This window comes from Vibrio brasiliensis LMG 20546 (genome assembly GCF_000189255.1).
Classification (GTDB): Bacteria; Pseudomonadota; Gammaproteobacteria; order Enterobacterales; family Vibrionaceae; genus Vibrio; species Vibrio brasiliensis.
On record NZ_AEVS01000071.1, the window covers coordinates 40,441 to 65,709 of the forward strand.

Here is a 25,269-nt window from a genome sequence, read left to right on the forward strand (position 1 = left end):
ACTCCCATCAGAACAGCGTCTATTTTTATTGTCTACGATATGTTCGCAAACAAATAACGGAGTATCAAAATGAAAAAAGTAGCCGTCATACTTAGTGGCTCAGGTGTTTTTGATGGAGCAGAAATTCACGAATCCGTGCTTGCACTTCACGCCATAGAAAAACAAGGTGCGACCTGGCACTGCTTCGCACCAAATATCGACCAACTCCATGTCATCAACCACAAGACTGGTGAAGAGATGGATGAAACACGTAATGTTCTGGTCGAGTCTGCACGTATCGCCCGTGGCCGCATAGAAGATGTAGCGAAACTCAACGTCGACGATTACGACGCCCTACTACTACCCGGCGGGTTTGGTGCTGCGAAAAACCTCACTGATTTCGCTATCAAAGGTGCGGAGTGCAGCATCAACACCCATGTCGCCAGTGCATGTCGTGCTTTTGCCCAAGCGCGTAAACCGGCGGGTTATTTATGTATAGCGCCAACGATTATTCCGATGATTTATGGTCAAGGCGTACAAGCGACCATAGGTAACGATGCTGCGACTGCCGCCGCATTTAATACCCTTGGTGGTCAGCATGTAGAGTCACCGGTTGATGAGGTGGTTTTCGATAAAGAACATCTGGTGCTGTCGACTCCTGCCTACATGTTGGCAGAAAACATTTCTCAAGCGGCAGTGGGGATTGATGCTTTGGTCGAAAAACTCATCGCTCTCAGCTAATCATTTCCGACTTTTTAGCCCTTGTCAGTGATTTTACTGACAAGGGCTTTTTAATGCCCTGCGCTCAACTGTCCCGAATTATGTTGAACAAACGATTGCGCTAACCCAATAATTTTTAACAAGTTATACACGATAATTATGCAACTGGTCGGAGTTCACATTTTACCACGACGCCTACCACTTTTGGGTAGGAAAATTGTTCAAGATCAAAATTGTCAGTTGGATAGTTATGCGAATCTAAATGCAGTTTTCAAATATAACAATATGGAGCAATCCAATGACGAGTGCATTTTTCATCCCTACTGTAAACCTAATGGGTGCTGGCTGTCTTACAGATGCAGCTGACAATATTCGAGCTCAAGGTTTCAAAAAAGGCCTGATCGTTACCGACAAGATCCTCAACCAAATCGGTGTAGTAAAACAAGTACAAGACCTACTGACAGATCGTGAAGTTGAGACTGTTGTGTTTGATGGCACTCAGCCAAACCCAACTATCAGCAACGTTAATGACGGCCTGGCTCTACTTATGGATAACGACTGTGACTTTGTTATCTCTCTGGGCGGCGGTTCACCACATGACTGTGCAAAAGGTATCGCGCTGGTCGCATCCAACGGTGGCAAAATTGCCGATTATGAAGGTGTCGATCAATCAGCTAAGCCAATGCTGCCTTTAATCGCTATCAACACTACCGCTGGTACCGCTTCTGAGATGACGCGTTTCTGTATCATCACAGACGAAGAGCGTCATATTAAAATGGCGATCGTTGATAAGCACACGACACCATTAGTCTCAGTTAACGATCCAGAGCTGATGCTTGCTAAACCTGCATCACTAACAGCCGCTACGGGCATGGACGCACTGACTCACGCAGTAGAAGCGTACGTATCAATTGCTGCTACACCAATCACTGACGCTGTTGCTATTAAAGCGATTGAAATTATTCAGGCGCACCTGCGTACAGCGGTTGAAAATGGCGATGACATCGAAGCTCGCGAACAAATGGCTTACGCTCAGTTCATGGCAGGTATGGCGTTCAACAACGCGTCACTAGGCTATGTACACGCTATGGCTCACCAGTTAGGTGGTTTCTACGACCTGCCTCATGGTGTATGTAATGCAATCCTGCTTCCACACGTTCAGCGCTACAACGCGCAGGTGTGTCCGGAGCGCCTGCGTGACGTTGCTAAGGCGATGGGCGTAAACGTTGAAGACATGACAGCTGAGCAAGGTGCCGAAGCAGCTATCGACGCTATCGTTGCACTGGCAAAAGATGTCGGTATTCCAGCAGGTATCAAAGAGCTTGGTGCTGACGCGAAAGACATCCCTACTCTGGCTGACAACGCGCTTAAAGATGCTTGTGGCTTCACTAACCCTAAACAGGCAACGCACGAAGAGATCTCAGCAATCTTTGCTGCTGCCATGTAATCCGATTCTTTTCCTTAAGTCCAAGCCTCCTTCGGGAGGCTTTTTTTGTGCCTTTGTCCAAGGAAATACGTACTACACTTTCACAACAACGGAGGTGTTTTATGAAGTTAGTATTCGGCTTAATCTTATCGTGTTTATCAATGTTCAGCGTGGCTGGCGAAAACAGAATTTACAATGTAAAAGGTAGCGATTACGAGGGCTACTGGGCGAAAGTAAGTGATAACGCGCCATTGGTACTGCTGATTCATGACTGGGATGGTCTGACTGATTATGAAATACAGCGAGCGGAGATGCTGAATAAACTCGGATACAACGTGTTCGCAGCCGACCTATTTGGTAAAGGTATCAGACCAACGGAAGTTAAAGACAAAAAACAACACACCGGTGAACTCTATAAAGATAGACAAAAGCTAAGAGCCCTGATGCAAGGCAGTCTCGACTTTGCAGCCAAACTTGGTGGCAATGCGGATAATGTCGTGGTGATGGGATACTGCTTTGGTGGCGCTGCGGTATTAGAGTCCGCCCGTGCAGGCATGCCAGCAAAAGGCTTCGTTACCTTCCACGGCGGTTTAGGGACACCTGAAGGTCAATCGTATCAAAACACCAGTGCACCAATTCTAGTGCTTCATGGTACAGCCGATAGTGCGATTCCAATGTCTCAGTTTGCTGCACTTGCTGAGCAGTTAGAGGCGGCTAAGGTTCCTCATGAAATGATTACGTATAGTGGAGCGCCTCATGCCTTCACGGTATTTGGCAGCCCACGTTATCGTGAAGATGCTGATAAGAAATCCTGGGCAAGTTTTACCGAATTCCTTGCCGTTCAAACCAACTAGCTTTCTGCCAGTAAAAAGCCCCACGATACTGCTATCGCGGGGCTTGTTGTATGTTTAATGCTTAATTAAGGAGCACTATCAATCTCTACGGGTAGATAGTGTTTAGGTTCAAGCTTGAGCCACTCTGGTAACACAGTACCAATCGAGATTGATGACCAGGTTCCCGACAGAATACCGATAAACATTGCTACAGCGAAACCTTGTAGCGCACTGCCGCCCATGATCCACAGTGCAGATACGGTTAGCAGTGTCGTTCCTGATGTCACCATAGTACGTGAGAAGGTTGCGATTACCGCCTGATCATTGATCTCTTCGGTCGATAGATTCTGTTTCGCTATCAGCAGCTCTCGAATTCGGTCAGCAATGATGATCGAGTCATTCAGTGAGTAACCCAGAATCGCGAGAATAGCGGCAAATACGGTTAAGTTAAACTCCATCTGTGTAGCGGCAAAGAAACCAAGCACCAATACCACATCGTGGATCAGTGCCAGCAGAGAGCCACTCGCCAAACGCCATTCAAACCGGAAACATAAATAGCCCAGGATACACATCATTGAGATCATCAGCGCCAGACCACCCTGGTCTACCAGATCCTGACCCACTTGTGAGCCAACCATGCTGTTACTGATCACATCTACCTGATGTGAAATTGGTGCTAGGGTTTTGCTTAAATCTACGGCCTGCTCACCTTGCTGAGGAATTGGGTAACGAATCACCCAACGTCCATCCTGATCTGAGTGCGTCACATTAGTGAACTCACCCAACTCTGGTTGCAATGTTTCGACCAGTTGTGAATGGGTAACGTTGTTATCTACTTTTACTTCAGTAACCATACCGCCAGTAAAATCCAGCCCCATGTTGAGGCCGTTCATCGCCAGTGCAACTAAGGAAATCACCATCAAAGCAAACGAAACGAAGCTGGTGATGTATCGAATGCGGCGAATACGCTGTTTAAAAAATTCAACCATGATTAAACCCTCACATCACGACGCGCATCGCGTCCCCAAACTAAGTTGATAATTGCGCGTGATGCAAACACACCACTAAACATACTTGTCAGCAGACCAAGACCTAAGGTCAGTGCAAAGCCCTGAATTGGCCCGTTACCGATGGAGTAAAGCACCACTGCGGTAATCATTGTGGTGATGTTGGCATCAAGGATGGTGCTTAACGCACTGCCAAAACCCAAATCAATCGATTGAGCAAAGGTACGTCCTTCAGCCAGTTTATCTTTAATACGTTCGAAGATAAGTACGTTGGTATCCACCGCCATACCTACTGTCAGAACAAGACCTGCAATACCTGGTAAGGTAAGCACTGCCCCCGGTAGCAAAGCAATCAGGCCTAGCAGGCTGACCATGTTGACCAGGAGAGCCACGTTAGCAACCCAGCCAAGACGGCGATACCAAAGCGCCATAAAGGTCAGTGTCATTGCCAGACCTAGAGCCAGTGCCGCAAAGCCATTCTGAATGTTTTCAGCACCTAGAGAAGCACCAATTGTACGCTCCTCAACAATAGTCACCGGAGCAGTCAGTGAACCAGCACGTAACAATAGCGCCAGGTTTTGTGCGTCCTCCATGGAACCTGCACCGGTAATTCGGAACTGGCTGCCTAACTGAGATTGAATGGTCGCAACACTGATCACGCGCTCGCTACGTTCTGTTTCACCTTTCGCATTAGTCGTGTACTCGCGATAAACAGTAGCCATTGGTTTGCCAATATGGCCGCCAGAGAAGTCACTCATGATCTTGCCACCAGCATGGTCGAGCGAGATATTTACCTCTGAGAAGCCCATTTTATCGACGCCTGCACGAGCATTGATGATATGCTCGCCTGTTAGCACCGGACGTTTGGCAAGTGTTACGTCACGACCATCGTTGTCTTTAAGAACGATATCGCCGTAAGACTTACCCTCAGAAGGTGTGCGCGCTTCATGGAAAGCGAGTGTAGCTGTGGCACCAATAACATTTTTCGCTAGTGAAGGATCCTGAACACCAGGCAGCTCAATACGAATACTGTGTTCACCCTGACGCTGAACCAAAGCCTCTGTGATACCTAACTCTTCAATGCGGTCACGCATGATTTTTAGGTTCTGTTGCAGAGTCACTGACTGGAATTCAGTCTTACTCTCTAGGGTTGGTTTAACCGCAATGAAATCTGAATGACGCTTAACATCCCATGTTGGGTAGTTCTGCTTAAGGAAAGTTTGTACTGAGCCTAAAGCCTGCTCTGACGCTGCTTTAACATCAAATGCTTCTGAGCCAACCGCTGAGATTTGCACACCACGCAGACGCTCCTGACGAAGGAAGTCTCTTACTTCATCAACCAGACTATTACGCTGGTCTTCGAACGCTTTATCAATATCAACATTAAGCAGGAACTGAACGCCACCACGTAGATCAAGACCAAGTTTAATCGGGCTAAAGCCCATATCACTCAACCATTTAGGTGCAACAGACACGTATGAGAAGCTAATGGTATCTTCTTTACCCAGCAGCTTATCCAGCTCTTGTCTCGCCTGAGTCTGTTCAGTTTCATTGTCAAACACCAGTGTGGTCTTATTACCAACTTGTTCAATCTGGCTAACTTCTATATCACGCTGGTCAAGGTAATGGTTCAACTCAGTAATATTAGCCAAAGCGGCATTTGAGCCTTGCTGTGACGTTGTCACCTGAATTGAAGGTTTCTCACCATACCAGGTCGGAATGGCACTCAATGTCAGCATGATAATAGTGGCAATCAACACCACGTATTTCCACGCTGAATAATGGTTCATTAGACGAGCGGATCTCGCCTGTTTCGCAGGATTCTTAATCATGTTATTTCTTAACTTTGTTTGGCACAGGTAAAACTGGGCCATATTTACTAACGTAGGAAGGGCAAAAGCTCTTCGAGAAAAGTAAGTTAAAAAATAGAGTTGTAGTGGGCGTTTAGCGCGACATAAAGAGCATTAGACTCTTTCCAGCCGGCGATTCTATGCGGAGAGGTATAACGGGTAGCAAGTGCATTAGCCGATTCAAGGCTAGGCAACTTATATAATCGGAACAGAGCGACAATAGCTGGCTCAAAACTCGGAAGCTCCAGAGTTGAGGATGCCTCTCCATCATCGATAAAGCGTGTCGTATGCAACCAGCGATTGGCATTTACAATCGCTAGCCAATCTTGAGCCAGGTCTGACTTTGTTACTGGCTCTGATTGTGGCTCCTCTCTAACTTCATCAAATAGCGCCTGAAAATCACTTTTTGATTGAGGGAGAAGAGTATTAATTCGGTAGCTCAGGCGTGCAGATGCTTCATTTTCAGCTTGTAGCAGATACGCAAACGCCTGCGAAGGGAGCACCATCGCAAGTGTAAAAAGCCAAATGTATGAAATGAAACGACGAAGCATTGACCAGCCTGATTATATCTAACAGCGAGATAGTAGATCTAACCCAGAAGACAAACAACTAAAATATTCTAAAAGCTAATATTCCACATCTGAGCGTCTAATTAGCGATAAAAGGTTTTGCCTGTTAGCACGTCCAGATAGATCTTGTTGGCTTGTTTTAGCCCACCACAGTAGACAAAGTAAGCGTTACGGTCATCAAAAGTGACTGAGCGGATCCAGCCTTTGGTTTCTTCAAAGTCTTCCGGAGTACAAGTGCCCTCTTGAAGCAGTTGATCCGTTGTTTTGATAAACATTTCAAAGTGCTGCTTAAAATCATCGGAGTCTTCAATATATTGACTCACTGTCTCGACTCGTTCTTGCTTAGAAATCGTCGGAGCCACTTCAAGTAAGGCCTCCATAGGAACCCATTCTGCGACCTCTGGCCCACCCTCTTCATAAACATAGTATGGCGAGATACGTCCCCAGCCATCTTTCTTTTCAAGGATATGAAGCTTATCGCCGCGGTAGACGACACTTTCTACAAAGGCATCGAAATCAGGAAACTCGCGGACACCCAATTTAGGCGGACTGACGTAATAATCGGTTACCGGAGCGGCGATAACTATTTCTTCCTCTTCCTCGACGATAGGTAGTGGTGTGACTGGTTGTTCTTCCTTTTCAAGAGCCTCTAAAGCTAAGGCGTCCTGTTGAGGTTTGTAATAGAAAATGTAGTAACCACCGCCAGCACAAGCGATTCCGACTAACAATAAGACAACCATGATGACCTTTTTCATATCCGCCTAATCTTTTCCTATACTTATCGAGTTACGACCACGACAACCATCACGATGAAATGGCACTACTTTAATATTACTATAGCGGCAGCCTTACTGATCTCTTTACCTTTTCGGGTAATGAGTGCTCATTGCGATGAAGAAGCATGGAACACTATCCTAAATCAACAAAGTCAGGTTGACCAAACCTACAACTTACATGCGCAACGATTTAATCAGTTTCTTAGCATCCACCAAAATCAGCCTTTCCTCTATCAGGAATTTACTTCAGAAGAGATCCGCCGTTTTTGGCACAGTAACAAAGACGAACTACATCAGAGTATGAAAGAACAAATTCAGGCTTCATTATTCGTCATTGAGCAAATTCAACAAGAACGCATCAATTTACAAGGCCTCATCAGCAGAGTGACCATTCAGGCTCAACGTTGGCAGGTGATCAGTCAACATTGCCGTGAAAGCGATAACCCTTCCAATGCCATTGCGAGTTGGAATTACTCGCTACTTAACCATGCGTTAAACCGCGATATCAATCTGCTGCTCACCAAGTTAGCCACGCTTGAACAACGCTATAACAAAGAAGTTGAGGCACTTAGTAATGCCAAACCAATGGTTGAAGAATAACCTTATTTACGAGGCACCACTCAATAGTTAGCAAACCTTCAACAAACTGCTAATGCAAATCGGAATCTATGTCACATATATTCTTAATCAATCATATTTTTTCATTGATAATAAGAATAGTTAACATTTAAATTAACTATCCATCGCCACAAATCGTACTTATCTCAGTTGAAATTTGCTCTCTCATATAAACACCTAACGTTAATCTGGCTGTTAGGGGCTACACTGGCAGCTGTCAGCTATGTCACTGTTCATCATTATGAAAGCCAGAAGCTCGAAGCCCAGCTTAACTCCGTGTTAACTAACCGCATTCAGACCTTATCCCAATCACTAAAAAGCGTTGAGTCTCTACTTTATTCAACCAGAGCGTTTATCGCTAACAGCAATCACCCCACGGCGAATCAGTTTGAAGCCTACTTCGCGGATCAGCTTCCCTCTACCGCCAGTCTTGATTCGGTAATGTGGGCTCCTGTCGTGAAGCTTGAACGACTAGCAGAGTTCGAAAACACCGCTCAGCAAGATGGATTTCTTGGCTTTCGAGTCACTCCTCCGCCCCAACCATCCGACGATAACGTCTGGTTTCTTGAACAGGAAACCTTGCCTATCTACTACCTTTCTTCTTCATTCGAAGGCAGTGATGAACTTGGCCTCCGTTTAGAGGCGGATCCAAATAATATCAGTGCGATGTCTCGTTCGATTACTACTGGTCGAATTGGTGTTTCAAACTTTACGATTGAAGGTCAGGCAAGCGTTCGACTGCTATTACCCAAGTTCACTCAAGGAGGTAACTTGCAAGGCTTCGTGGTTGCTAACCTTGTTTTGCATGAATTGTTGGGCGAGATCTGGCGCAGTGAAGTCAACTCAGATAGCACCGAAATCATGGTTCATATTCAGCCAAGTCAACATTTGGTATTTGAGTCGCACATAAACACTGAGTTGGACACTGATGGCATCGCTACTCGAATGATGATGGTCAGTCGTATCACGCGTATCCCACTGTTTAATCAGTATTGGCAAGTTTCCATTGCAACTATCGATAAGACTGGTAGCACCGCAATGTACGGGTTCACACTTATTATACTGATCTTCCTGCTAACCTGTTCCGCAACCGTTGCGGCTAACTTCTACGCCACCAGACTTAAGGTTTCTGATCGGGTTATCGAAGAGAAAACACGTTCACTTGCCGATCAAGCTATCAAAGACAACCTGACTAATCTTAAAAACCGCACCGCATTGAGTTATGAAGTCGCGGCGCAGCTAAAACTAATGAGAAAAGGCATGTCCAAAGGCTTTTCTATCCTCTTCATCGACCTCGACCGATTTAAAGTGATCAATGATTCAATGGGCCATTTGCACGGCGATAAGTTGCTCCAACAGGTTGGAAAGCGTTTAACTGAACATTGCCGCAGTAACGATATGAGCTTTCGATTTGGCGGTGATGAGTTTGTTATCTGCTTACCCGGTCTCACTTCACGCTCTGCACTGAGTGATATATGCCAGCGTTATTCTGGTGTGCTGAGCAGACCTTATAACATTGATGGACAGTCCTGCCATATTGGCACAAGTATCGGCATATCTATCGTAACCGACCCAAAGCAAACATTAGCTGGAATACTGCGTGAAGCCGATACTGCTATGTATCAAGCCAAGAGCTCAAGTCATGAAAAAGTGGTCTTTTTCCACGAGAAGATGTTCTCGCAGGCAAAACTACGTTTTACTTTAGAACAAGAGTTAACCAGCGCTCTGGCTCTTAAACAACTCTCTTTGGTTTACCAACCTATCTATCATGCTAACAACGATAAAGTGGTCGGATTCGAGTCTTTGTTAAGATGGAACCACCCTAAACTTGGGCTGGTTTCTCCACAGGAGTTTATTCCTATCGCGGAAGAGACAGGCATGATCATTGTTATTGGTGACTGGGTTGCCAATGAGTGTTGTAAAACACTGAACAGACTTTGGCACACTCGACAAGGTAACGATGTCCCACGCATCAATATTAATGTATCTGCGAAGCAGTTCGAGTCTGAACATATCTACCATACACTGGCGAAATTACTTAACCAATACGACTTCCCTGCTGACTTAATCGGCATTGAAATTACTGAATCGATGTTATTGAAAGACGAATGCAGCGCCCAGCAACTGCAACGGATCAAAGCCCTTGGTGTCAGCCTCTATCTGGATGATTTTGGTACTGGATACTCTTCTCTGTCAGTGCTCAATGATTATCCTGTTGACGTGCTTAAGGTCGACAGAAGTTTCGTTAGTCGCCTCGCTCTCGGTCAAAGCAACGCTGATAACCTCTGTCAGGCAATCATCTCGATGGCGCACACCATCGATCTTGAGGTGGTTGCAGAAGGAGTTGAAACGCCAGAACAACTAGCGATTCTGCGTCAGCACCATTGTAACTATGTGCAGGGCTATCTTAAGTCGAAGCCATTAACCGTGTGCCGCATTGAACAAGTCTTGGATAGCAAACAACAACTCTCAGCATAATGATTTAAGCAAGGTTAATTGGTGCAAATAAAAAGCCTGAACTCAGTCAGGCTTTTTTGTTACTTAGATAGTGAACGTTAAGTTAGCTTGTCGCACTTAGCTGCACAGATGAAGTCATTTTGATGCAAACCTTTAATCGAGTGGCTCCACCAGGTGACGGTAACTTTGCCCCACTCTAGCAATATAGAAGGATGGTGAAACTCTTCCTCAGCCAATTCAGACACTTTATTGGCGAAGGCCCACGCCAGTTTGTAGTTCTTAAATTTATAGACCTTTTCCAACTGTGGGATACCGTCTCTTTCAAGCAGTTCCCACGCGTCTAGTTCCGTAAGTAGTAGCCTTCTTTCTTCAGCACCTAGTGCCGTTGCATTTGCACTGCAAGCCTCGCAACGTAACTCATCAAGCATGATTCACTTCCTTTGGTTCAAATAGTGGGGGTAATAGTCCAGCTGACATCGCTTGTTTTACATGGAACATAAGATCCATTTTACTTAGCTTATAGAGATGTTCGATGCCATCTAATACAAAATATTCTGGTTGCATAATATCAATGCGGTAAGGGGTTCTTAGCACTGTATGGATATCAAAATCGACTCGCATCGCTTGTGGGTCATCGAGTGCATAGAGCGTTTCTCCCGGAGAAGAGAGTATCCCGCCTCCGTAGATTTTTGTCTCATCACCTTCTTTAACTAAGCCAAATTCGACCGTAAACCAGTAGAGTCTCGCTAAATAGACTCTCTGCTTATCACTCGCGTTACGCCCAAGTATGCCGTACATTTGAGTAAATTCCGCAAACTCTGGATTGGTCAACATGGCACAGTGGCCAAAGATTTCGTGGAAGAAATCTGGCTCCTGAAGATAATCAAACTCCTCGCGACTGCGCAAGAAGGTCGCAACAGGAAACTTTTTATCCGCCAATAAGGCAAAAAAGCGATCAAAATTTATCAGTGCGGGTACAGGTTCAACTTGCCAGCCAGTAGCCTGTTTCAGAACACGATTGATATCAACAATTTGTGGTGCTCTGTCTAATGGTAAGTCTAACAACTTTAAACCTGCCAAATACTCTTTACAGGCACGTTGCTCGACTAAGTGCAGTTGGCGACTGACGAGATCACGCCAAATCAGGTCCTCTTCTGAACTCCATTCCACCATCCCTTTATCATTCACGGGCTTAGAACGATATTGTGTCATGAGTTACTCCGTTAACAATTCCTTCACATTAAGCCTATCGCCATGAAGAGGCGGTGACAATTTAACCACCCAACTCTCCCCTACACCATCCGTGTAACAATTATTTTACATTTGAACGCTTTTTTCTTATTTTTCAGTTATCTGTTGCGCCTGCGGAAGTTTGACTTTGGTTACCTTTTCATCAAAGCTTATTCGATAAAACGGAGATCATTAAGACGAGGATGTCATGTCTAATTCGCAGTCGAACCTTCCCACACCTATTTGGCAACCAAGTAGTGAACGAGTGGAATCATCGAACCTGAGCCAGTTTATAAAACACATTAATATTCAGGGTAATAGCATCGAAAGCTACGCTGATTTACACCACTGGTCGATAGAGCAAAAGAAAAACTTTTGGCTAGAAATTTGGCAATTCTGTGATGTTATTGGTTATCAGGGCGACTGTATTTTGGGTGAGGGATTAGCCAAATATGGTCAGTTTAATCCAAGCCGAGATACGATTTGGTTTCCGCAATCGCAACTCAACTATGCAGAAAATTTATTAGCGTATTCATTTCAGGCTCCTGACGATATCGCGATTTGGTTTAAGAATGAGCGCGGTACCAGTCGCCAGATGTCGTGGCAAGAGCTGTGCGATCAAGTATCGGTTTTACAGCAATGGTTAACTCAAAACGGAGTTGAGAAGGGAGATGTCGTCGCGGGCTACCTTCCTCACATGCCAGAAACTGTCATTGCCATGCTCGCCACCACCAGTCTTGGTGCAGTATGGACTTCGACATCTCCGGACTTCGGGGCAGAAAGCGTGATCGAGCGATTCGGTCAGGTTCAGCCTAAAATCCTGTTCTGCTGCAACGGCTATAACTTCAATGGCAAAACATTTCAGGTAGAAGAAAAAAACCGTAAGATCGTTGATGCGATTCCAAGCATAGTCAACACATGCCAGATCGATTACCTACAAACCGAACTATCTCCTGACGATCGCTGCGAGTCTTTCTCTGATTGGGAGGCCATTCTTGCGAGCTACTTACCTCGGGGGATACGCTACCAACGTATCAGCTTCAATGACCCGCTGTTTGTACTCTACTCATCAGGTACAACAGGTAAGCCTAAATGTATCGTCCACTCTGTCGGTGGCACAGTATTAAATCACCTCAAAGAGCACCAGTTACATTGTGATATCCAGCCTAAAGATCGCGTGTTCTATTACACAACTTGTGGTTGGATGATGTGGAACTGGCATGTGTCAGCACTGGCCAGTGGCGCAACACTGGTCATCTTTGACGGTAGTCCTATGTATCCGAACGGTGAGGTTCTATGGCAATTAGCAGAAGATGCCAAAGTGACGCTATTTGGCACCTCTGCTAAATACCTTGAAGCGTTGGAAAAGAACCAATTCAACCCTAGCAGTCATTTCCCATTAGAGTCACTCAAAACCCTCTGCTCTACAGGCTCTGTCCTCTACCCTCAGCAGTTCGACTATGTGTATGCCAATATCAAGGTCGACTTGCACTTAGCGTCTATCTCTGGCGGTACGGATATATGTGGCTGTTTCGTGCTCGGCAACCCTATCTCGCCCGTTTATCGCGGTGAGTGTCAGGGAGCCGGATTAGGCATGGATGTTAAAGTGTTTAATGAGTCAGGTGATGAGATCATCTCCGAGCGCGGAGAGTTAGTCTGTCGCAACAGTTTCCCCAACCAACCACTCGGTTTCTGGCACGATGACGGAGAACGCTATCACAAGGCGTATTGGGACAAGTTTGACAACACCTGGCACCACGGTGACGACGTTGAGATGACCCCGTTAGGTGGAATGCTTTTTTATGGACGAAGTGACGCTACTCTAAACCCTGGCGGCGTTCGGATCGGCACCGCTGAAATCTATCAACAGGTAAACCAATTATCTGGTATCCAGGACTCGATTGCTGTAGCTAGGCAAGTAGAAGGGGACGAGAAAGTGGTGCTGTTTGTTCAACTGGAGTCAGGCGAAGAACTGACCGACCAGTTGGTGGCAAGCATCAAAGATACCTTACGTCGCCAATGCTCACCACGCCATGTCCCTGCGGAAATATATCCACTGAGTGAGATACCAAAAACCAAGTCAGGCAAGTTAGTTGAGCTGGCAGTCAAACAAGTCCTGCATGGCAAAGAGATCAAAAACAAAGGGGCGATCGCTAACCCTTGGGTTCTTGATGAAGTTATTCAGTATCAAACACAGCCAGTCGCATAAAGTAAAAAGCCCGGCACTCAATGCCGGGCTTTTAAAATAACCGAGGTCTCACTATTTTTTAGCGACTGCCATCAACACTGTCTGTTCTCCATTTGGTGTACTGATGGTAAATGGTGTGGTGATTTCTACCTCACTGAATCCTACGCTGGTCAGCACCTGTTGTGCATGCGTGATGGTCATGCCACCCACTTCATCCTTATCAGACAACCAGTCCCAGTGCACAAAATAGCCATCATGGTCCAACAGGCTATAAACGATATCTGCTACGTCTGAGTAGTTAGGTAAAAAACTACAGACTGAAGAAGCAACCACTAAATCAAATTGCGCACGAAATGCCGGGTGCATTGCCACCAAGCCACGAGTGAGTAGGTCAACAACTGGCTCTACATTGTGAAGCTCTTTCTTATCAAGTTGTTCTATCATCGCTTCAGAGCTGTCGAGCGCGACAATATCTTTTGCCGTTGGAGACATTCTTTGACTTAGTAACCCTGTACCACAGCCAAAATCAAAAATATGTTGGCCTTTGACATCCACTACTTTCTGCAGTGATTCAAAAGCTTTATCCGCGTAAACGCTAGTCGTATTATCCGAGTCCCAATCTAACGCGACATCGTCCCAACTATTAGCCATCATGATCTCCCTGTAACAACATTCATCAGGCATCCCCCAAGAGTATCAAAACTGCATGAAAATAATAGCATTTCAATCCGGAAAACAGACAATTGGCCGAGATTGATATAATATCGATGGGTCGCTAATCAAATTGAACAAAAGATGAACCTTACCCAGATCGAAGCTTTTTGCACTGTCGCCGATACCGGCTCAGTTTCTGAAGCTGCCCGCCAACTCGAATGTAACCGTACCCGATTAAGTATGGCGATCAAGGCGTTGGAAAAAGATCTTGATGTAGAACTGTTTGTTCGTAGCGGTAACAACTTAGTGCTTTCTGAAGCGGGTAAAGCGATCTACAAAGATAGCCACAACTTACTGGTGACTGCAGCTCGTATTCGCAAAACCTGCACTCAGGTTTCAGGTAAGTTTAACGCTGAAGTTTGGATCGCTCGCGACGACTCACTTCCTGATGATTTGTGGCAAGATTTATCCCATAAGCTGAACAATCGCTTCCCTGCGACTGCATTCAACATTGTACTTGCCTCAAGTGGCGATCTAGCCAACCTTGTCGCAACCTCTCAGGTCGACTTTGCCTTTGGCGTCGATTACGAGCGAATCAATGACCCACATATTACTTTTCAGCCTTTAGGTAAAATCCGCCTGATGTCTGTCTGTCGTTCAAGTAACCCATTAGCCAAGCTACGCCGAGTGTCAGATGAAGAGCTGCGTAATGCAATGCAAGCAGTGATGGTTTATCTAAACGAAAAAGATAACCCAGAACTGCAGCCTTTCTCTTTGCGCCATATTGGTTTCTCTAGCTTTGACTACATGCTCAACACCATTCTCGAAGAAGACGCATGGGGAGTTCTGCCAGAGCCGTTAATTCGTCATCTGCTTCGTAAGCAAGAACTTGCCGTCATTAAACATACCTACGGTCTGACTCAGGAAGACTACTGTATGTTTTCTTCTGCTGGTATGGCTGAGCACCCTGGTATGTCTTGGCTAGCGGACAAACTTAACGAGTTCTTGTTTGATTTCTAAGCTGATATTTGGCTATCTTTTTTGCTCCCTCCATCAGTCAGTGTCAATATTATTGACAGTGCAAAACCTTAATATCCTATTGAAAATTAACAACTTTATTCCAAACCTCACGTTCAAGAGCATAAGTTAACCAGATAGTGATTGTTTAATTCTCTTATTTTGAGAAAACTATAGCTGAAATTAAACAAGAGATACCATCATGTGTGCCCAAACTAGCCTTAACGAAAAACGAATCCTTACCTTCTCAGCATTGCTTGCATCAGGCTTTGCGGGCGGTGGCCTCGTGCTCGGACTAATGGTGGGTTCACTTGTCATTGTTTTTGACGGTGTCTATTCACTAGTCAGCTTACTGCTCACTTTATTGTCGTTGGCTGTGTCACGCTATATTGCTCGCCCAGCAAAGCGTCAGTTCCCTTTCGGTAAAGCGATGCTAGAACCTTTAGTTATCGCCATTAAAGGTAGTGTGATTCTACTTATCGTCTCTTACTCGCTTTACTCGGCGGTACAGGCATTAATGAGTGGTGGCCGTGAAGTGGATGCCGGAATTGCGACCATTTTTGGTTTCTTCAGCGTCCTTGGTTGTAGCTATGGATGGTGGCATATCGCCAAGAAATCTAAGCGCTTCTCATCTGGTTTGGTAGAAGCAGAAGTGAAACAGTGGCAAATGGATACCTTATTAAGTGTCGCAGTAACACTTGGTTTTATCACAGCCTGGCTGGTTTCACTCTCACCATTCGCACAATACGCTGTGTATGCGGATCCTATGATGATGCTGGTAATGTCTTTCTACTTTATTAAAGTGCCATTAGAAATGTTGGCGGGTGCACTTCGTGAACTTCTGATGATGAAGCCAGACGAAGAGATCTGTCATGCGGTAAACGAAGAAGTGTCAGCACTGGATAAACAAGTGACACAAGACTTACAAGTCGCGGGCGTAATCAAGGTAGGACGCGAGCTTCGCGTAAGACTTGATGTACATGCTCAAGGCCAGCAAGTACAGGTCGCGGAACTAGAAAAAACTCGCACAATCCTTAAAGACAAGTTGTCTAGACTTTCTTTGGATCTGAACTTAACCATGAATATTGCTAACTAAAAGCTAAGCTCCATAGACGCAGTTCTGTGGAGCTTATTCATTTTCACACAGTTGTTTACTCATCAAGACCAGATTCCAGTCTTGCCCCTCGTAGCTCCGTGTACCCTGCTCTATTCTGTCTACTTTGAAACCAAGTGACTGGTAACACTGCCTGGCGACCGTGTTGTGCTCAAAAACAGCCAGTTTAAGTTGAGATACCATAAAATTCGATCGTGCATAATCGGTCAACAACTGCAGCATGAGACTGGATAATCCCTGTCCACGAAACTGTGGTGCGATAAAGACCCTACATATACGAAAGCAATCCGCCCTCTCCTGATACAGTTCGACAAACCCAGCATAATGACCGTTATGCTCTAACATGAACGGATAGACAATATCTTTGCCACAGTGAAGCTCAAGCTGTTGTTTAGTAAGTGGAAAGCGGTAACAGTTACCTCCCCACAAATAGTTGAGCTGGTCCGAATCAATCCAGTCGATCAAAACTTGGTAATGTGAAGGTTCAAACGGTATCAGTGCCATATGTCGCTCTTCCTAAGCTACATGAATTGTAAAATGATGCATCCAAGCAATGCCGGAATACCCGCGATAAACAATACAAACCCTTCTTGGTAATTTTGTCGATAGTTTTCTCGCTCTTCCTGCTCAAAATCGTGGTCTTTAACCATCTTATACACCGAGTCCAACTTCGGATTATCGTACCTGACCGTTTTACTATGCACTCCGCCTTCCCACATCAATTTTGCAAGTATCCAGATAACCACCACCACCAAGAACAGAAAGTCTGATAGATGGTTAGTGGCAAAGAATTCAACGTATTGAGACAGTAGCCAAACGGTCACTGCGGCAATAGCGTTTATCACAGCGACCTTTTTAATCAGTTGAAACACAGCAACCTCCGTAAACTCAACTAGTTTCAGGTTCAATCAACAACAAAACATTGCCCTAAAAGCAAAAGGCTCACCCTTAAGAGGCAAGCCTTTTAATTTAGATCTCAGACGCTAGCTTAGATTCAACTTGCTGGAACACTCTGAATTCATTGTAATTGCAACCTCGAGCAATGGAGACCCAATGATCACCCGTTTCGTCGGTAGCAGCAAACTCAGCCCGAAGCTCATACCTTCTCCATGACACCAGTGCCATTAACAAGGTTAAGCCCATCATAAGCAAACCAAATTGAGGAACAAATGCCCAAGTAGCCGCTGACAGCATTAAAGCAAGCGACACTACATTGACCATATTGTCTTTAATTCCCAGCTTACGGGCTTCCACTTTGTTTATTTTGCGCAGATGGTAATCGTCACCACGAACCGTTATTTGATCATGATTAAGATTGAAGTCTGACATTACATAAGCCCGTCGGAAACGGAAAATATCCACTAGCCTGTGGTTGTTAGTCTTTTTGTTCATCACCTTTTCTCCATGTTATTCAAAGGTTAGTAAAAACTAATATATTCATGGAGTTATGAACTGACAGATCCTTTTATAATACAAACAAATACCATTAACAAGATAAATAAACAGAACGCATGGATGATATAATGCTTTGTGAACCAACAGCTGTACAGGTACAATCGCAACCTGACTAAAGAGGTGACTTAAGATGCTGTTTAACAACGATATAGAAGAAATGATTTGCTATTTAGAGCAATTCTGCAAAGCGCCACATATCGCCGCGCTCGATAACGTTTCTGATGATCAAGTTAATCTATTGCTCGACTTCTTAACCCTCGCCCACAAAATCAAATGCGACATCTATCCAACACGCAATCTTAACAGCTCTCATTTTTTGGGCGCCGGCGTCTTCGCGTTGAGCCAGGATAGAGCACCACAAGGCAACTTGTTTGTAAAAATTGAATCGAGTCAGCTCTATCTGACATTTGAGTTAGATAGCTGCAACCAAGACAATCTATTGACTCCGATAAGAGTCATTGATGCTCTGGTTTACCTTAGTGACAGCACAGGGCATGCTTTGCTGCCTGAGGATTACCAAGCGTTAACGGCATAGCGAAGGAAACATTAGTTCCAATGCAGCTTAGCCACGCGTTAAACCAAGCTGCATCTCGATTAATTGATGCTCGCCTACGACTTCCACTTGCTGGATAAACAAGAAGCCGAACTTTTCATAGTAGGTTCTTAGATAGCTATGAGCATGAATTTCAATTGAGCAAAGACCGATGGACCGGGCATGTTCGATCAAGGCTTCAATAACTTTGGTGGCGACACCAAGTCCTCGGTGCGACTCTGTTACCGCAACTCTCGCCATCACCGAGTGACCGCTCTCTTTTTGCGTTAAACGCGCAGTTGCCACTGGTTCAGAATTATCCGTTACCAATACATGAAAAGATTCGTCGTCCAAACCATCAAGATCAAGCTCAGCCGGAATACCTTGTTCCAGGGTAAATACCTGATAGCGAATAGATTGAGCCTGAAGAATAAGTTGAGCCTCATTGCCGATAGTCACTTCCATTGATGTTTACTCTCCTGACATTACAACAGTTGATGTCTTATTAAACCGATTTCCTAGACTAAACTATTTGACCGTAAATACGAAACTACTCGCTTTTTGACCGTTAGGTACAAGCACGTTAAAATTGATACCAGACACATAGAATTCGAGATAGTTTATGCCTTGGGAAAAATCGTTTGATATCGATGATGCCGTTGATCGCGCAACCGAGTTGTTTTGGGAAAAAGGTTATCATTCCACTTCACTTGCCGACTTGATGAAAGCCACAGGCGTACAGAAAGGCAGTTTTTACAACGCGTTTGGCAACAAGAAAAAGCTCTTCACGATGAGTGTTTTGAAATACGAACGCGAGCAGCGCAAAGAGATACTGGCCGAACTGGAGTTACTTGGTGATCCACTACAAGCGATAGAGACATTCTTTGATAGCCTGATCGAGCAAAGTATTACCGATGAAAAAAAGAAAGGCTGTTTTCTCATCAACCTCGCTTTGGACATGCCTAATCAGGACGAAGATATTCAGATAATCGTCAAGAAAGGTCTTGGAGAAACGGAAGCCTTCTTTGAAAGACAGATTGCTCTAGGGCTCGAAATGGGCGTGATCCCACAAACCGTGGATGCCAAACGTGAAGCGTCCGGTCTAATGACACTATTGGTTGGCTTACGGGTACTTTCCCGCGGTACATACAGTACTGATGCACTCTACACCATTAAAAACCAAGCCCTGCGCCTGCTCCAATAACATACTCTTTTTTAGCGGCAGGCTTATGACTGCCGCAGCCTTAACACGTCCCGTATCAGCCCCCTCTCTACCATTGTTTCTCCGGTTTTTACGCCATCACGACACACCTTCGTCGAGCATCAACTTTGAATAGTTTTAAATACTGCCTCAAAACTTCCGCTTAAATTTTTATTGACCAATCGGTACAAACAAGATTAAGCTAATTTGTACCGATTGGTCAATACTATCAAATACCCTCTATCGACATTTGTTAGTTACTGCCAATCAGCCCATGAAAATTAACGGAGAAAAACAATGAGCACTTTTAAAACACATTCCATTGAGTCAGCGCCTGCAGCATCTGCACCTCTACTTAAAAAAGCTCAGCAATCGTTAGGATTTATCCCAAACCTGCTCGCAACTATGGCAGAGTCACCAACTATGCTTACTGGCTATATGCAATTAACCGATGTACTGAACAAAGGTGAACTATCAGAAACTGAGCGTCAGATTGTACTTATGACCAACAACCGCCTGAATGGTTGTAAATATTGTATGGCTGCCCATACAACCATTTCGCAAATGCAAGGTGTCGACGCAGCTGTGATTGAAGCACTACGTAACAATACGCCTATTGATGATCCTAAGTTAGAAGCACTTCGCACCTTTGCAGCGGTCATTAACGATTCTCGTGGTTGGCCAACAGAACTGCAACTCGCAGCCTTCTTCGAGGCAGGTTACTCTAACGCTGCGGTGCTAGAGGTAATTGTTGCAACCAGCCTCAAGGTAATGTCTAACTACACCAACCATATTGCTGAGACTGAGCTTGACGCTGGATTTTCAGCCAACAAATGGTCAGAGGCTTAAGTGAAATGATCCACTACTCGCTGAATGCGAGTTCAGCGAGTAGCAAATAACGGAATAACAAGAGCTCATGTCAAACGGAAGCACTGAGCTCTTTCAACGCCAATACGGCAGCTTGTGCCTTGCTGGTTTGGACAAAGATGTGGTCGTGATAATACGCGGCGATAACGTTGGCACTGATACCCTTTTCAGCTAATTTGGTTGCTACTGCTGCCGTCAGACCAACCGCTTCTAAGCTCGAATGAACGGTCAGCGTAATCTGACTGTAACTCCCTTCAAAGCTAAGACCATTCTTCTCGGCTAAAGACTTTTCCACCACCAGCGTTAAACCTTCCGATTCGTTAAACGTCGCTAATGGGTTGAGTTCTAGATAATCTTGAAGTGACCCTGACACTGTACAAAATACAAACTCTGATTCAGCCAGCTTTGGTTGCATTGAGCGAAGCAGTTGATCTAACTCTGTTATGCCTGACATTTTAAATATCCTTATATCTGCGACTTTGTGAAGGGATAACCCTGCAATCTAAACCATAACGCTAGAAAAACAATACCCAACACCTGGCAAAAGAACTAGCGTTAGGTCGTTGTTTCTCTGTTAGCTTAAGTCCAGTTCAATATCTGCCAGTTGGGCCTAGTAGCTTGTGCTCTCAGGCGCGGGCATGGATTGACGAGATAGGAGTAGTCAGCATACTCACATAACGGTAAATCATTGATTGAGTCAGTATAGAAATGAATCTCTGTATACTGTTCTGGCTGCGCTTCTAACCACTGTTTCAAGCGTGTGACCTTGCCTTCCCTGTAGCTTGGCACCCCTTTTATCTCAGCGGTGTAGCAACTGGTGTCTTCAACTAAGTCAATACCAAGAGCGGTATCAATTCCCAAACGCCTTCCAACCGCCTCAACTAAAAACGTGACGCTGGCAGAGATGATCACCATCTCAATAGCATCACGCCTGAGTTGATCAATCAACGTTTTTGACTGAGAAAACTGCTTGGCGAGAATATGTTGCTCAACACACTCCTCAACCAGCAGATTGACTTGCTCAATAGGCAGATCCAACAATGGAGCCATAGAGAACTCCAGATAGTCCTCCATATCCATCTCACCCTTGGCATACAGGGCCATTAAGCGTTTGTCCTGCTCTAGGAAATCAGGCTCCGTTGCGATGCCCTTCTCAACCATAAACTGATTCCAAATCATGGCACAGTCAGCGTTGATTAAGGTTTCATCCATATCGAAGACATACAAAGGTTTAGCCATGATTACGCTCTCACTGGTTGAATTTCGTTTAGGTTAAAGAGTAACTCTAATTGACTGCCATTTGCCAGTAAGCGTTCTGATGAGCGGTTAAGCAGATCCACGGTCAGTTCACATTCATCGACCTTAACTTGATAGCGAATTACGTTACCTAACAGTTGGTGGTTTTTTATGGTGGCGACTTGTGGAGCCGAGATATGATTACCATACTGGCGGCCATGCTCTTTGACGTAAATCGATTCAGGGCGAATCGCTACTTTCCATTCGGTTTCAATATTGAAAAGCTGCTTCGCTTTATTCGCTTCAACCAGATTGTAATGACCCATAAAACTGGCAACGAACTCATTCGCCGGATGGGTGTAAATCTCTTCTGGTGTACCAGCCTGCACAATTTCCCCTCTGTTCATCAGGAAGATACGGTCAGACATAATCATCGCCTCCTCTTGATCATGGGTGACAAAGATGGTGGTTAAGTTCATCTCTTTTTGAATATCGCGGATCTGCTGACGAAGATGTTTACGGATTTTGGCATCAAGGGCAGAAAGCGGCTCATCCAGCAGTAGAATGCGCGGTTTAACCACCAGAGCACGAGCGAGGGCGACGCGCTGGCGCTGTCCACCTGAAAGCTGATGGGGATAATGCTTTTCTTTGCCTTTTAGATCCACCAGCTCAATGACTTTTGCCACTTCACGCTGGATCTCGTCCGCAGAGAGCTTTTTCATCTTTAAACCGAACGCAACGTTGCCTTCTACCGTCATATTTGGAAATAACGCGTAGGATTGAAAAACCATGCCAATGCCACGCTCTTGAGGTACCTGATGCGTGATCTCTTCGCCGTTAACCCAGATCTCACCACCATCAACTGGATTGAGACCTGCCAGGCTGCGCAGCAAGGTTGATTTACCGCAACCACTTGGCCCCAACAAGGTGATGAACTCTCCTTGCTCTATGCTGAACTGAATCTGTTCAAATACCGTGTTGTGACCAAAACGCTTGGTCAGGTTGTTTGCAGTTACGTAACTCATTAATTGACCCCTCGGCTAAAACGACTTGCCAGCCAAGTCAGTAAGAAAATAAACAGGAAATAAGTCATCACCAGAGCTGAAGTAAAGTGACCGCTGGTCTGACGCATGTTGTATAAATAGATTTGTAGCGTTTCATAGCGTGTGCCAACCAGAATATTGGCAAACACGAACTCGCCTAAAAGAAACGAGAATGAAAGGAACAGCGAAGCCATTAGTCCTTTTTTCAAATTAGGTAAGATGATCAATAAGAAGGCTTTAGTGGTACTCGCACCAAGCAAATGAGCGGCGTCCATCAAGTCATGAAGATTAATCGCTTCGAAGCTGTTTGATATCGCACGATACATAAATGGCAACGCGATAGTGAAATAGGTACCGATTAAAATCCATGGCGTACCAATCAGTGAAATCTCGCTGTCCGCATACAGTTGAAGCAGGCCTACTGAAGAGACCACTGGCGGTACAGCAAATGGCAACAGAATAACAATATTCATTACCCTATCCAGCTTGGGAAAGTAGTAAAACACGACGAATATTGCGGGTAAGATCAGGATTACACTCAGCAAGAGCGATGCGATGCAGATAAACAACGAACGTCCGAAGGCCTGCAGAAAACGTGGATCCGTCAACAGCTTGATATACCAATCGAAAGTAAAGCCATCTGGAACAATCGTTGCTCCCCATCGAGATGACAGGGAATAAACTAAAGTGGCAACGATAGGGATTAGCATGATGCCGACAATCGAATAGACAACGGCTTTATGAAATCTAGGGTTAACGTCGAGCATAACTATTTCCTGCCTGCGTAGCTTTTAGAGATAAGCCACTGGTTAATAATGGTAATGAACGCGAGCAGTAACATGAGAATCACAGAAATCGCCGCGGCTAAGTTGGGCTCCAGGAACAGGTCACCAGACACTAAACTCGCTATACGGATGGTGATAACATTGTAGTTACCAGACGTCAGAGCATAGACACTGGCATAGGCACCAATTGCATTGGCAATTAAGATGATAAAGGTGCCAAATAGCGCGGGTGAAAGAACAGGCAACGCTATTTTAGTCCAGTATTGAGACGTTTTCGCTCCCAGCAAAGCCGCCGCCGCTTGCCAGTCATCACTCAGGGCGTCAAAAGCAGGATAAAGTAGCAATACCGCCAACGGGATCTGGAAGTAGATATATATCGCCAGTAAGCCCCACTTGCCATAAAGGTCAAAATCACCAAGTAAGCCATACTGTTTGAGCAGTAAGGTAACTGCGCCATTGGTGCCTAAAATGATGATGAAGGCGAAAGAGAGTGGCACACCGGAGAAGTTGCTACTCATGTTAGTGAACGCAATAACACCGTCACGAATTTTCGAATCCACGCGGCGCAGCGATGACACCAGCAAGGTAGCAATGCCAAGGCCAACAATGCTCGACCACACCGACAACCACAAGCTGTTACCAAAAGCCTGCATCATAAAGGCTGAATCAAGCACTTCGAAATAGTTATCCAGAGCGAATTGGTCGTCATAGATAAAGCTATTGATTAACACCCAAATCATAGGTGCAAGTTGAAACAGATAATAAAACACAACGAATGGGATCAGGCAAAAAACAGGTTTTATGCGTTGAAGCCATGAACGAGATTTCGGTTTTACACAATCAGACTCGTTCGAGCCAGGAGTTATAACAGAACTGCTCATAGTGCTAACAATTCCTGAGGGTAAGGTTTGGTATGGTTGATATTGAGTAGCTGACAAATCGTTCCGCACAACTCAGTTTGCTTAACATGGCACTCTTGGTGCGTGAATTTATCGCCAATCACAAACAGAGGAACTTCACGCTCCTGCGGTAAGATTCCACCATGAGACAGATCATCGTTCATACCATGGTCGCTGGTCACGACGATTTGATACCCATCGTTAAGCCATTGCTCGATATAGTTAGAGAGAATGATGTCGACACCACGCGCGCAATTACGGTATTGACGAGAATCCAGGCCAAATTTATGCCCCATGTCATCAATGTTCATAGGGTGGATCAGTAACAGGTCAGGCTGATAAGTACGACGCAGATGTTCAGCGTCTAAAAACAGTGCCTCGTCCGGGTAATGATCCCAATGGTAGAAACAGCCATGCTGAATATTGAGATTTTCATCGTTAGTGAATCTGTCTCGTACTGGCTCATAAGGTGCGCGGTTATAAAGTTCACTCACCCAGTGGTATGCTGCCGCCGCGGTGACTTTGCCTTGCGATTTAGCCAGACTAAAGATCGAATCATGATTGGACAGGCGCACTACATCATTGTTCACCACACCACTTTCGACAGGACGAACGCCAGTGAGGATACATTCGTAAAGCGGTCGAGAGAGTGATGGCAGTTCGCACATCAGCGGATAAAGCGTTGCACGCATATTGGGATTAGAGTGGCGTTGTTCCAGAAGACCATTAAGGTAGCCCATACAATCGCGGGCTACCTGATAATTGAGTCCATCCAGAACAACAAGGATAACCTTATTGTTCATAGTAAATGGC

At 45.1% G+C, this 25,269-nt stretch carries 28 protein-coding genes; 11 read left to right on the plus strand and 17 right to left on the minus strand.

Annotated elements, in window-relative coordinates; translation table 11 throughout:
• The first annotated feature begins 69 nt into the window (after window positions 1-69).
• The 3 genes from elbB to RH46_RS11615 all read left to right on the plus strand — a co-directional run bounded on the left by elbB (window position 70) and on the right by RH46_RS11615 (window position 2,979).
• Window positions 70-720: an isoprenoid biosynthesis glyoxalase ElbB gene (gene elbB, locus RH46_RS11605; RefSeq protein ID WP_006879643.1), complete on the plus strand. Its 651-nt coding sequence runs from the start codon at window positions 70-72 to the stop codon at window positions 718-720.
• Window positions 721-997: 277 nt separating this feature from the next.
• Window positions 998-2,146, plus strand: a complete 1,149-nt coding sequence (gene yiaY, locus RH46_RS11610) for an L-threonine dehydrogenase (protein WP_006879644.1) — start codon at window positions 998-1,000, stop codon at window positions 2,144-2,146.
• Window positions 2,147-2,247: 101 nt separating this feature from the next.
• The gene (locus tag RH46_RS11615) at window positions 2,248-2,979 is read left to right on the plus strand and encodes a dienelactone hydrolase family protein (protein WP_006879645.1); all 732 of its coding nucleotides are present in this window, start codon (window positions 2,248-2,250) and stop codon (window positions 2,977-2,979) included.
• 65 nt (window positions 2,980-3,044) lie between these two features.
• Here RH46_RS11615 and secF read toward each other — a convergent pair whose 3' ends face one another.
• From secF to RH46_RS22660, 4 genes are all read right to left on the minus strand, one after another.
• Complete coding sequence (secF, locus tag RH46_RS11620) at window positions 3,045-3,947, minus strand: protein translocase subunit SecF (protein WP_006879646.1); 903 nt, start codon at window positions 3,945-3,947, stop codon at window positions 3,045-3,047.
• Window positions 3,948-3,949: 2 nt separating this feature from the next.
• The gene (gene secD / locus RH46_RS11625) at window positions 3,950-5,794 is read right to left on the minus strand and encodes a protein translocase subunit SecD (RefSeq protein WP_420895500.1); all 1,845 of its coding nucleotides are present in this window, start codon (window positions 5,792-5,794) and stop codon (window positions 3,950-3,952) included.
• Window positions 5,795-5,883: 89 nt separating this feature from the next.
• Complete coding sequence (locus tag RH46_RS11630; protein ID WP_006879648.1) at window positions 5,884-6,366, minus strand: hypothetical protein; 483 nt, start codon at window positions 6,364-6,366, stop codon at window positions 5,884-5,886.
• A 101-nt stretch (window positions 6,367-6,467) separates the two neighbouring features.
• On the minus strand, window positions 6,468-7,139 hold the full coding sequence (locus RH46_RS22660; RefSeq protein ID WP_006879649.1) for a flagellar basal body-associated FliL family protein: 672 nt from the start codon (window positions 7,137-7,139) through the stop codon (window positions 6,468-6,470).
• Window positions 7,140-7,193: 54 nt separating this feature from the next.
• Between RH46_RS22660 and RH46_RS11640 the strand changes: the two genes are divergently transcribed.
• Window positions 7,194-7,760 carry a hypothetical protein gene (locus RH46_RS11640; RefSeq protein WP_006879650.1) on the plus strand — a complete coding sequence of 189 codons (567 nt, stop codon included), beginning with the start codon at window positions 7,194-7,196 and terminating at the stop codon, window positions 7,758-7,760.
• A gap of 168 nt (window positions 7,761-7,928) precedes the next feature.
• The gene (locus RH46_RS11645; RefSeq protein WP_006879651.1) at window positions 7,929-10,256 is read left to right on the plus strand and encodes a bifunctional diguanylate cyclase/phosphodiesterase; all 2,328 of its coding nucleotides are present in this window, start codon (window positions 7,929-7,931) and stop codon (window positions 10,254-10,256) included.
• A 77-nt stretch (window positions 10,257-10,333) separates the two neighbouring features.
• On the opposite strand, the gene RH46_RS11650 is transcribed toward RH46_RS11645, so the two are convergent.
• Window positions 10,334-10,663 carry a 4a-hydroxytetrahydrobiopterin dehydratase gene (locus RH46_RS11650; protein ID WP_006879652.1) on the minus strand — a complete coding sequence of 110 codons (330 nt, stop codon included), beginning with the start codon at window positions 10,661-10,663 and terminating at the stop codon, window positions 10,334-10,336.
• Window positions 10,656-11,447 carry a phenylalanine 4-monooxygenase gene (gene phhA / locus RH46_RS11655; RefSeq protein ID WP_006879653.1) on the minus strand — a complete coding sequence of 264 codons (792 nt, stop codon included), beginning with the start codon at window positions 11,445-11,447 and terminating at the stop codon, window positions 10,656-10,658. The genes RH46_RS11650 and phhA overlap by 8 nt, the downstream gene beginning before the upstream one ends.
• 226 nt (window positions 11,448-11,673) lie before the next feature.
• Here phhA and RH46_RS11660 point away from each other — a divergent pair, with 226 nt between their 5' ends.
• Window positions 11,674-13,674 carry an acetoacetate--CoA ligase gene (locus RH46_RS11660; protein ID WP_040895716.1) on the plus strand — a complete coding sequence of 667 codons (2,001 nt, stop codon included), beginning with the start codon at window positions 11,674-11,676 and terminating at the stop codon, window positions 13,672-13,674.
• A 51-nt stretch (window positions 13,675-13,725) separates the two neighbouring features.
• Here RH46_RS11660 and RH46_RS11665 read toward each other — a convergent pair whose 3' ends face one another.
• Entirely contained in the window at window positions 13,726-14,304 is a 579-nt protein-coding gene (locus RH46_RS11665) for a class I SAM-dependent DNA methyltransferase (RefSeq protein WP_006879656.1), read from the minus strand.
• A gap of 144 nt (window positions 14,305-14,448) precedes the next feature.
• Here RH46_RS11665 and RH46_RS11670 point away from each other — a divergent pair, with 144 nt between their 5' ends.
• Both RH46_RS11670 and RH46_RS11675 read left to right on the plus strand, forming a co-directional pair.
• Window positions 14,449-15,327: a LysR family transcriptional regulator gene (locus RH46_RS11670; protein ID WP_006879657.1), complete on the plus strand. Its 879-nt coding sequence runs from the start codon at window positions 14,449-14,451 to the stop codon at window positions 15,325-15,327.
• A gap of 199 nt (window positions 15,328-15,526) precedes the next feature.
• Window positions 15,527-16,420 (plus strand): cation diffusion facilitator family transporter, encoded by an 894-nt coding sequence (locus tag RH46_RS11675; RefSeq protein WP_006879658.1) that lies wholly within the window; start codon window positions 15,527-15,529, stop codon window positions 16,418-16,420.
• A 33-nt stretch (window positions 16,421-16,453) separates the two neighbouring features.
• Here the strand turns inward: RH46_RS11675 and RH46_RS11680 are convergent, their stop codons facing one another.
• From RH46_RS11680 to RH46_RS11690, 3 genes are all read right to left on the minus strand, one after another.
• The gene (locus tag RH46_RS11680; protein ID WP_006879659.1) at window positions 16,454-16,942 is read right to left on the minus strand and encodes a GNAT family N-acetyltransferase; all 489 of its coding nucleotides are present in this window, start codon (window positions 16,940-16,942) and stop codon (window positions 16,454-16,456) included.
• A gap of 17 nt (window positions 16,943-16,959) precedes the next feature.
• On the minus strand, window positions 16,960-17,310 hold the full coding sequence (locus RH46_RS11685) for a hypothetical protein (RefSeq protein WP_006879660.1): 351 nt from the start codon (window positions 17,308-17,310) through the stop codon (window positions 16,960-16,962).
• 97 nt (window positions 17,311-17,407) lie between these two features.
• Window positions 17,408-17,830 carry a hypothetical protein gene (locus RH46_RS11690; RefSeq protein WP_006879661.1) on the minus strand — a complete coding sequence of 141 codons (423 nt, stop codon included), beginning with the start codon at window positions 17,828-17,830 and terminating at the stop codon, window positions 17,408-17,410.
• A gap of 193 nt (window positions 17,831-18,023) precedes the next feature.
• On the opposite strand from RH46_RS11690, the gene RH46_RS11695 reads away from it, so the two are divergent.
• On the plus strand, window positions 18,024-18,428 hold the full coding sequence (locus RH46_RS11695) for a hypothetical protein (protein ID WP_006879662.1): 405 nt from the start codon (window positions 18,024-18,026) through the stop codon (window positions 18,426-18,428).
• Between the two features lie 27 nt (window positions 18,429-18,455).
• On the opposite strand, the gene RH46_RS11700 is transcribed toward RH46_RS11695, so the two are convergent.
• On the minus strand, window positions 18,456-18,890 hold the full coding sequence (locus RH46_RS11700; RefSeq protein WP_006879663.1) for a GNAT family N-acetyltransferase: 435 nt from the start codon (window positions 18,888-18,890) through the stop codon (window positions 18,456-18,458).
• 157 nt (window positions 18,891-19,047) lie between these two features.
• Between RH46_RS11700 and RH46_RS11705 the strand changes: the two genes are divergently transcribed.
• Together RH46_RS11705 and RH46_RS11710 are read left to right on the plus strand one after the other, a co-directional pair.
• On the plus strand, window positions 19,048-19,629 hold the full coding sequence (locus tag RH46_RS11705; protein ID WP_006879664.1) for a TetR/AcrR family transcriptional regulator: 582 nt from the start codon (window positions 19,048-19,050) through the stop codon (window positions 19,627-19,629).
• Between the two features lie 294 nt (window positions 19,630-19,923).
• Entirely contained in the window at window positions 19,924-20,475 is a 552-nt protein-coding gene (locus RH46_RS11710) for a carboxymuconolactone decarboxylase family protein (RefSeq protein ID WP_006879665.1), read from the plus strand.
• Between the two features lie 70 nt (window positions 20,476-20,545).
• On the opposite strand, the gene RH46_RS11715 is transcribed toward RH46_RS11710, so the two are convergent.
• From RH46_RS11715 to RH46_RS11740, 6 genes are all read right to left on the minus strand, one after another.
• Window positions 20,546-20,947 (minus strand): ACT domain-containing protein, encoded by a 402-nt coding sequence (locus RH46_RS11715; protein ID WP_006879666.1) that lies wholly within the window; start codon window positions 20,945-20,947, stop codon window positions 20,546-20,548.
• A 125-nt stretch (window positions 20,948-21,072) separates the two neighbouring features.
• Window positions 21,073-21,732, minus strand: coding sequence for an HAD family hydrolase (locus RH46_RS11720; protein WP_006879667.1), 660 nt, complete (start codon window positions 21,730-21,732; stop codon window positions 21,073-21,075).
• 2 nt (window positions 21,733-21,734) lie between these two features.
• Window positions 21,735-22,754 carry an ABC transporter ATP-binding protein gene (locus tag RH46_RS11725; protein ID WP_006879668.1) on the minus strand — a complete coding sequence of 340 codons (1,020 nt, stop codon included), beginning with the start codon at window positions 22,752-22,754 and terminating at the stop codon, window positions 21,735-21,737.
• On the minus strand, window positions 22,754-23,539 hold the full coding sequence (locus RH46_RS11730) for an ABC transporter permease (RefSeq protein ID WP_006879669.1): 786 nt from the start codon (window positions 23,537-23,539) through the stop codon (window positions 22,754-22,756). Before RH46_RS11730 ends, RH46_RS11725 begins: the two co-directional genes overlap by 1 nt.
• Window positions 23,540-23,541: 2 nt before the next feature.
• Window positions 23,542-24,438: an ABC transporter permease gene (locus RH46_RS11735; protein WP_006879670.1), complete on the minus strand. Its 897-nt coding sequence runs from the start codon at window positions 24,436-24,438 to the stop codon at window positions 23,542-23,544.
• Window positions 24,435-25,259 carry an alkaline phosphatase family protein gene (locus tag RH46_RS11740; protein WP_006879671.1) on the minus strand — a complete coding sequence of 275 codons (825 nt, stop codon included), beginning with the start codon at window positions 25,257-25,259 and terminating at the stop codon, window positions 24,435-24,437. Before RH46_RS11740 ends, RH46_RS11735 begins: the two co-directional genes overlap by 4 nt.
• Between the last annotated feature and the right edge of the window lie 10 nt (window positions 25,260-25,269).

Excerpts from the sequence above, each read along its gene's own strand:
- RH46_RS11660 (WP_040895716.1), top strand. The coding sequence starts at position 11,674 with ATGTCTAATTCGCAGTCGAACCTTCCCACACCTATTTGGCAACCAAGT.
- RH46_RS11705 (WP_006879664.1), top strand. The coding sequence starts at position 19,048 with ATGCCTTGGGAAAAATCGTTTGATATCGATGATGCCGTTGATCGCGCA.
- RH46_RS11725 (WP_006879668.1), bottom strand. The coding sequence starts at position 22,754 with ATGAGTTACGTAACTGCAAACAACCTGACCAAGCGTTTTGGTCACAAC.
- phhA (WP_006879653.1), bottom strand. The coding sequence starts at position 11,447 with ATGACACAATATCGTTCTAAGCCCGTGAATGATAAAGGGATGGTGGAA.
- RH46_RS11730 (WP_006879669.1), bottom strand. The coding sequence starts at position 23,539 with ATGCTCGACGTTAACCCTAGATTTCATAAAGCCGTTGTCTATTCGATT.
- RH46_RS11680 (WP_006879659.1), bottom strand. The coding sequence starts at position 16,942 with ATGGCACTGATACCGTTTGAACCTTCACATTACCAAGTTTTGATCGAC.
- yiaY (WP_006879644.1), top strand. The coding sequence starts at position 998 with ATGACGAGTGCATTTTTCATCCCTACTGTAAACCTAATGGGTGCTGGC.
- secF (WP_006879646.1), bottom strand. The coding sequence starts at position 3,947 with ATGGTTGAATTTTTTAAACAGCGTATTCGCCGCATTCGATACATCACC.
- RH46_RS11665 (WP_006879656.1), bottom strand. The coding sequence starts at position 14,304 with ATGGCTAATAGTTGGGACGATGTCGCGTTAGATTGGGACTCGGATAAT.
- RH46_RS11650 (WP_006879652.1), bottom strand. The coding sequence starts at position 10,663 with ATGCTTGATGAGTTACGTTGCGAGGCTTGCAGTGCAAATGCAACGGCA.
- RH46_RS11740 (WP_006879671.1), bottom strand. The coding sequence starts at position 25,259 with ATGAACAATAAGGTTATCCTTGTTGTTCTGGATGGACTCAATTATCAG.
- RH46_RS11690 (WP_006879661.1), bottom strand. The coding sequence starts at position 17,830 with ATGAACAAAAAGACTAACAACCACAGGCTAGTGGATATTTTCCGTTTC.
- RH46_RS11675 (WP_006879658.1), top strand. The coding sequence starts at position 15,527 with ATGTGTGCCCAAACTAGCCTTAACGAAAAACGAATCCTTACCTTCTCA.
- RH46_RS11640 (WP_006879650.1), top strand. The coding sequence starts at position 7,194 with ATGAAATGGCACTACTTTAATATTACTATAGCGGCAGCCTTACTGATC.
- RH46_RS22660 (WP_006879649.1), bottom strand. The coding sequence starts at position 7,139 with ATGAAAAAGGTCATCATGGTTGTCTTATTGTTAGTCGGAATCGCTTGT.
- RH46_RS11710 (WP_006879665.1), top strand. The coding sequence starts at position 19,924 with ATGAGCACTTTTAAAACACATTCCATTGAGTCAGCGCCTGCAGCATCT.
- elbB (WP_006879643.1), top strand. The coding sequence starts at position 70 with ATGAAAAAAGTAGCCGTCATACTTAGTGGCTCAGGTGTTTTTGATGGA.
- RH46_RS11715 (WP_006879666.1), bottom strand. The coding sequence starts at position 20,947 with ATGTCAGGCATAACAGAGTTAGATCAACTGCTTCGCTCAATGCAACCA.
- RH46_RS11615 (WP_006879645.1), top strand. The coding sequence starts at position 2,248 with ATGAAGTTAGTATTCGGCTTAATCTTATCGTGTTTATCAATGTTCAGC.
- RH46_RS11695 (WP_006879662.1), top strand. The coding sequence starts at position 18,024 with ATGCTGTTTAACAACGATATAGAAGAAATGATTTGCTATTTAGAGCAA.
- RH46_RS11720 (WP_006879667.1), bottom strand. The coding sequence starts at position 21,732 with ATGGCTAAACCTTTGTATGTCTTCGATATGGATGAAACCTTAATCAAC.
- RH46_RS11630 (WP_006879648.1), bottom strand. The coding sequence starts at position 6,366 with ATGCTTCGTCGTTTCATTTCATACATTTGGCTTTTTACACTTGCGATG.
- RH46_RS11700 (WP_006879663.1), bottom strand. The coding sequence starts at position 18,890 with ATGGAAGTGACTATCGGCAATGAGGCTCAACTTATTCTTCAGGCTCAA.
- RH46_RS11670 (WP_006879657.1), top strand. The coding sequence starts at position 14,449 with ATGAACCTTACCCAGATCGAAGCTTTTTGCACTGTCGCCGATACCGGC.
- RH46_RS11735 (WP_006879670.1), bottom strand. The coding sequence starts at position 24,438 with ATGAGCAGTTCTGTTATAACTCCTGGCTCGAACGAGTCTGATTGTGTA.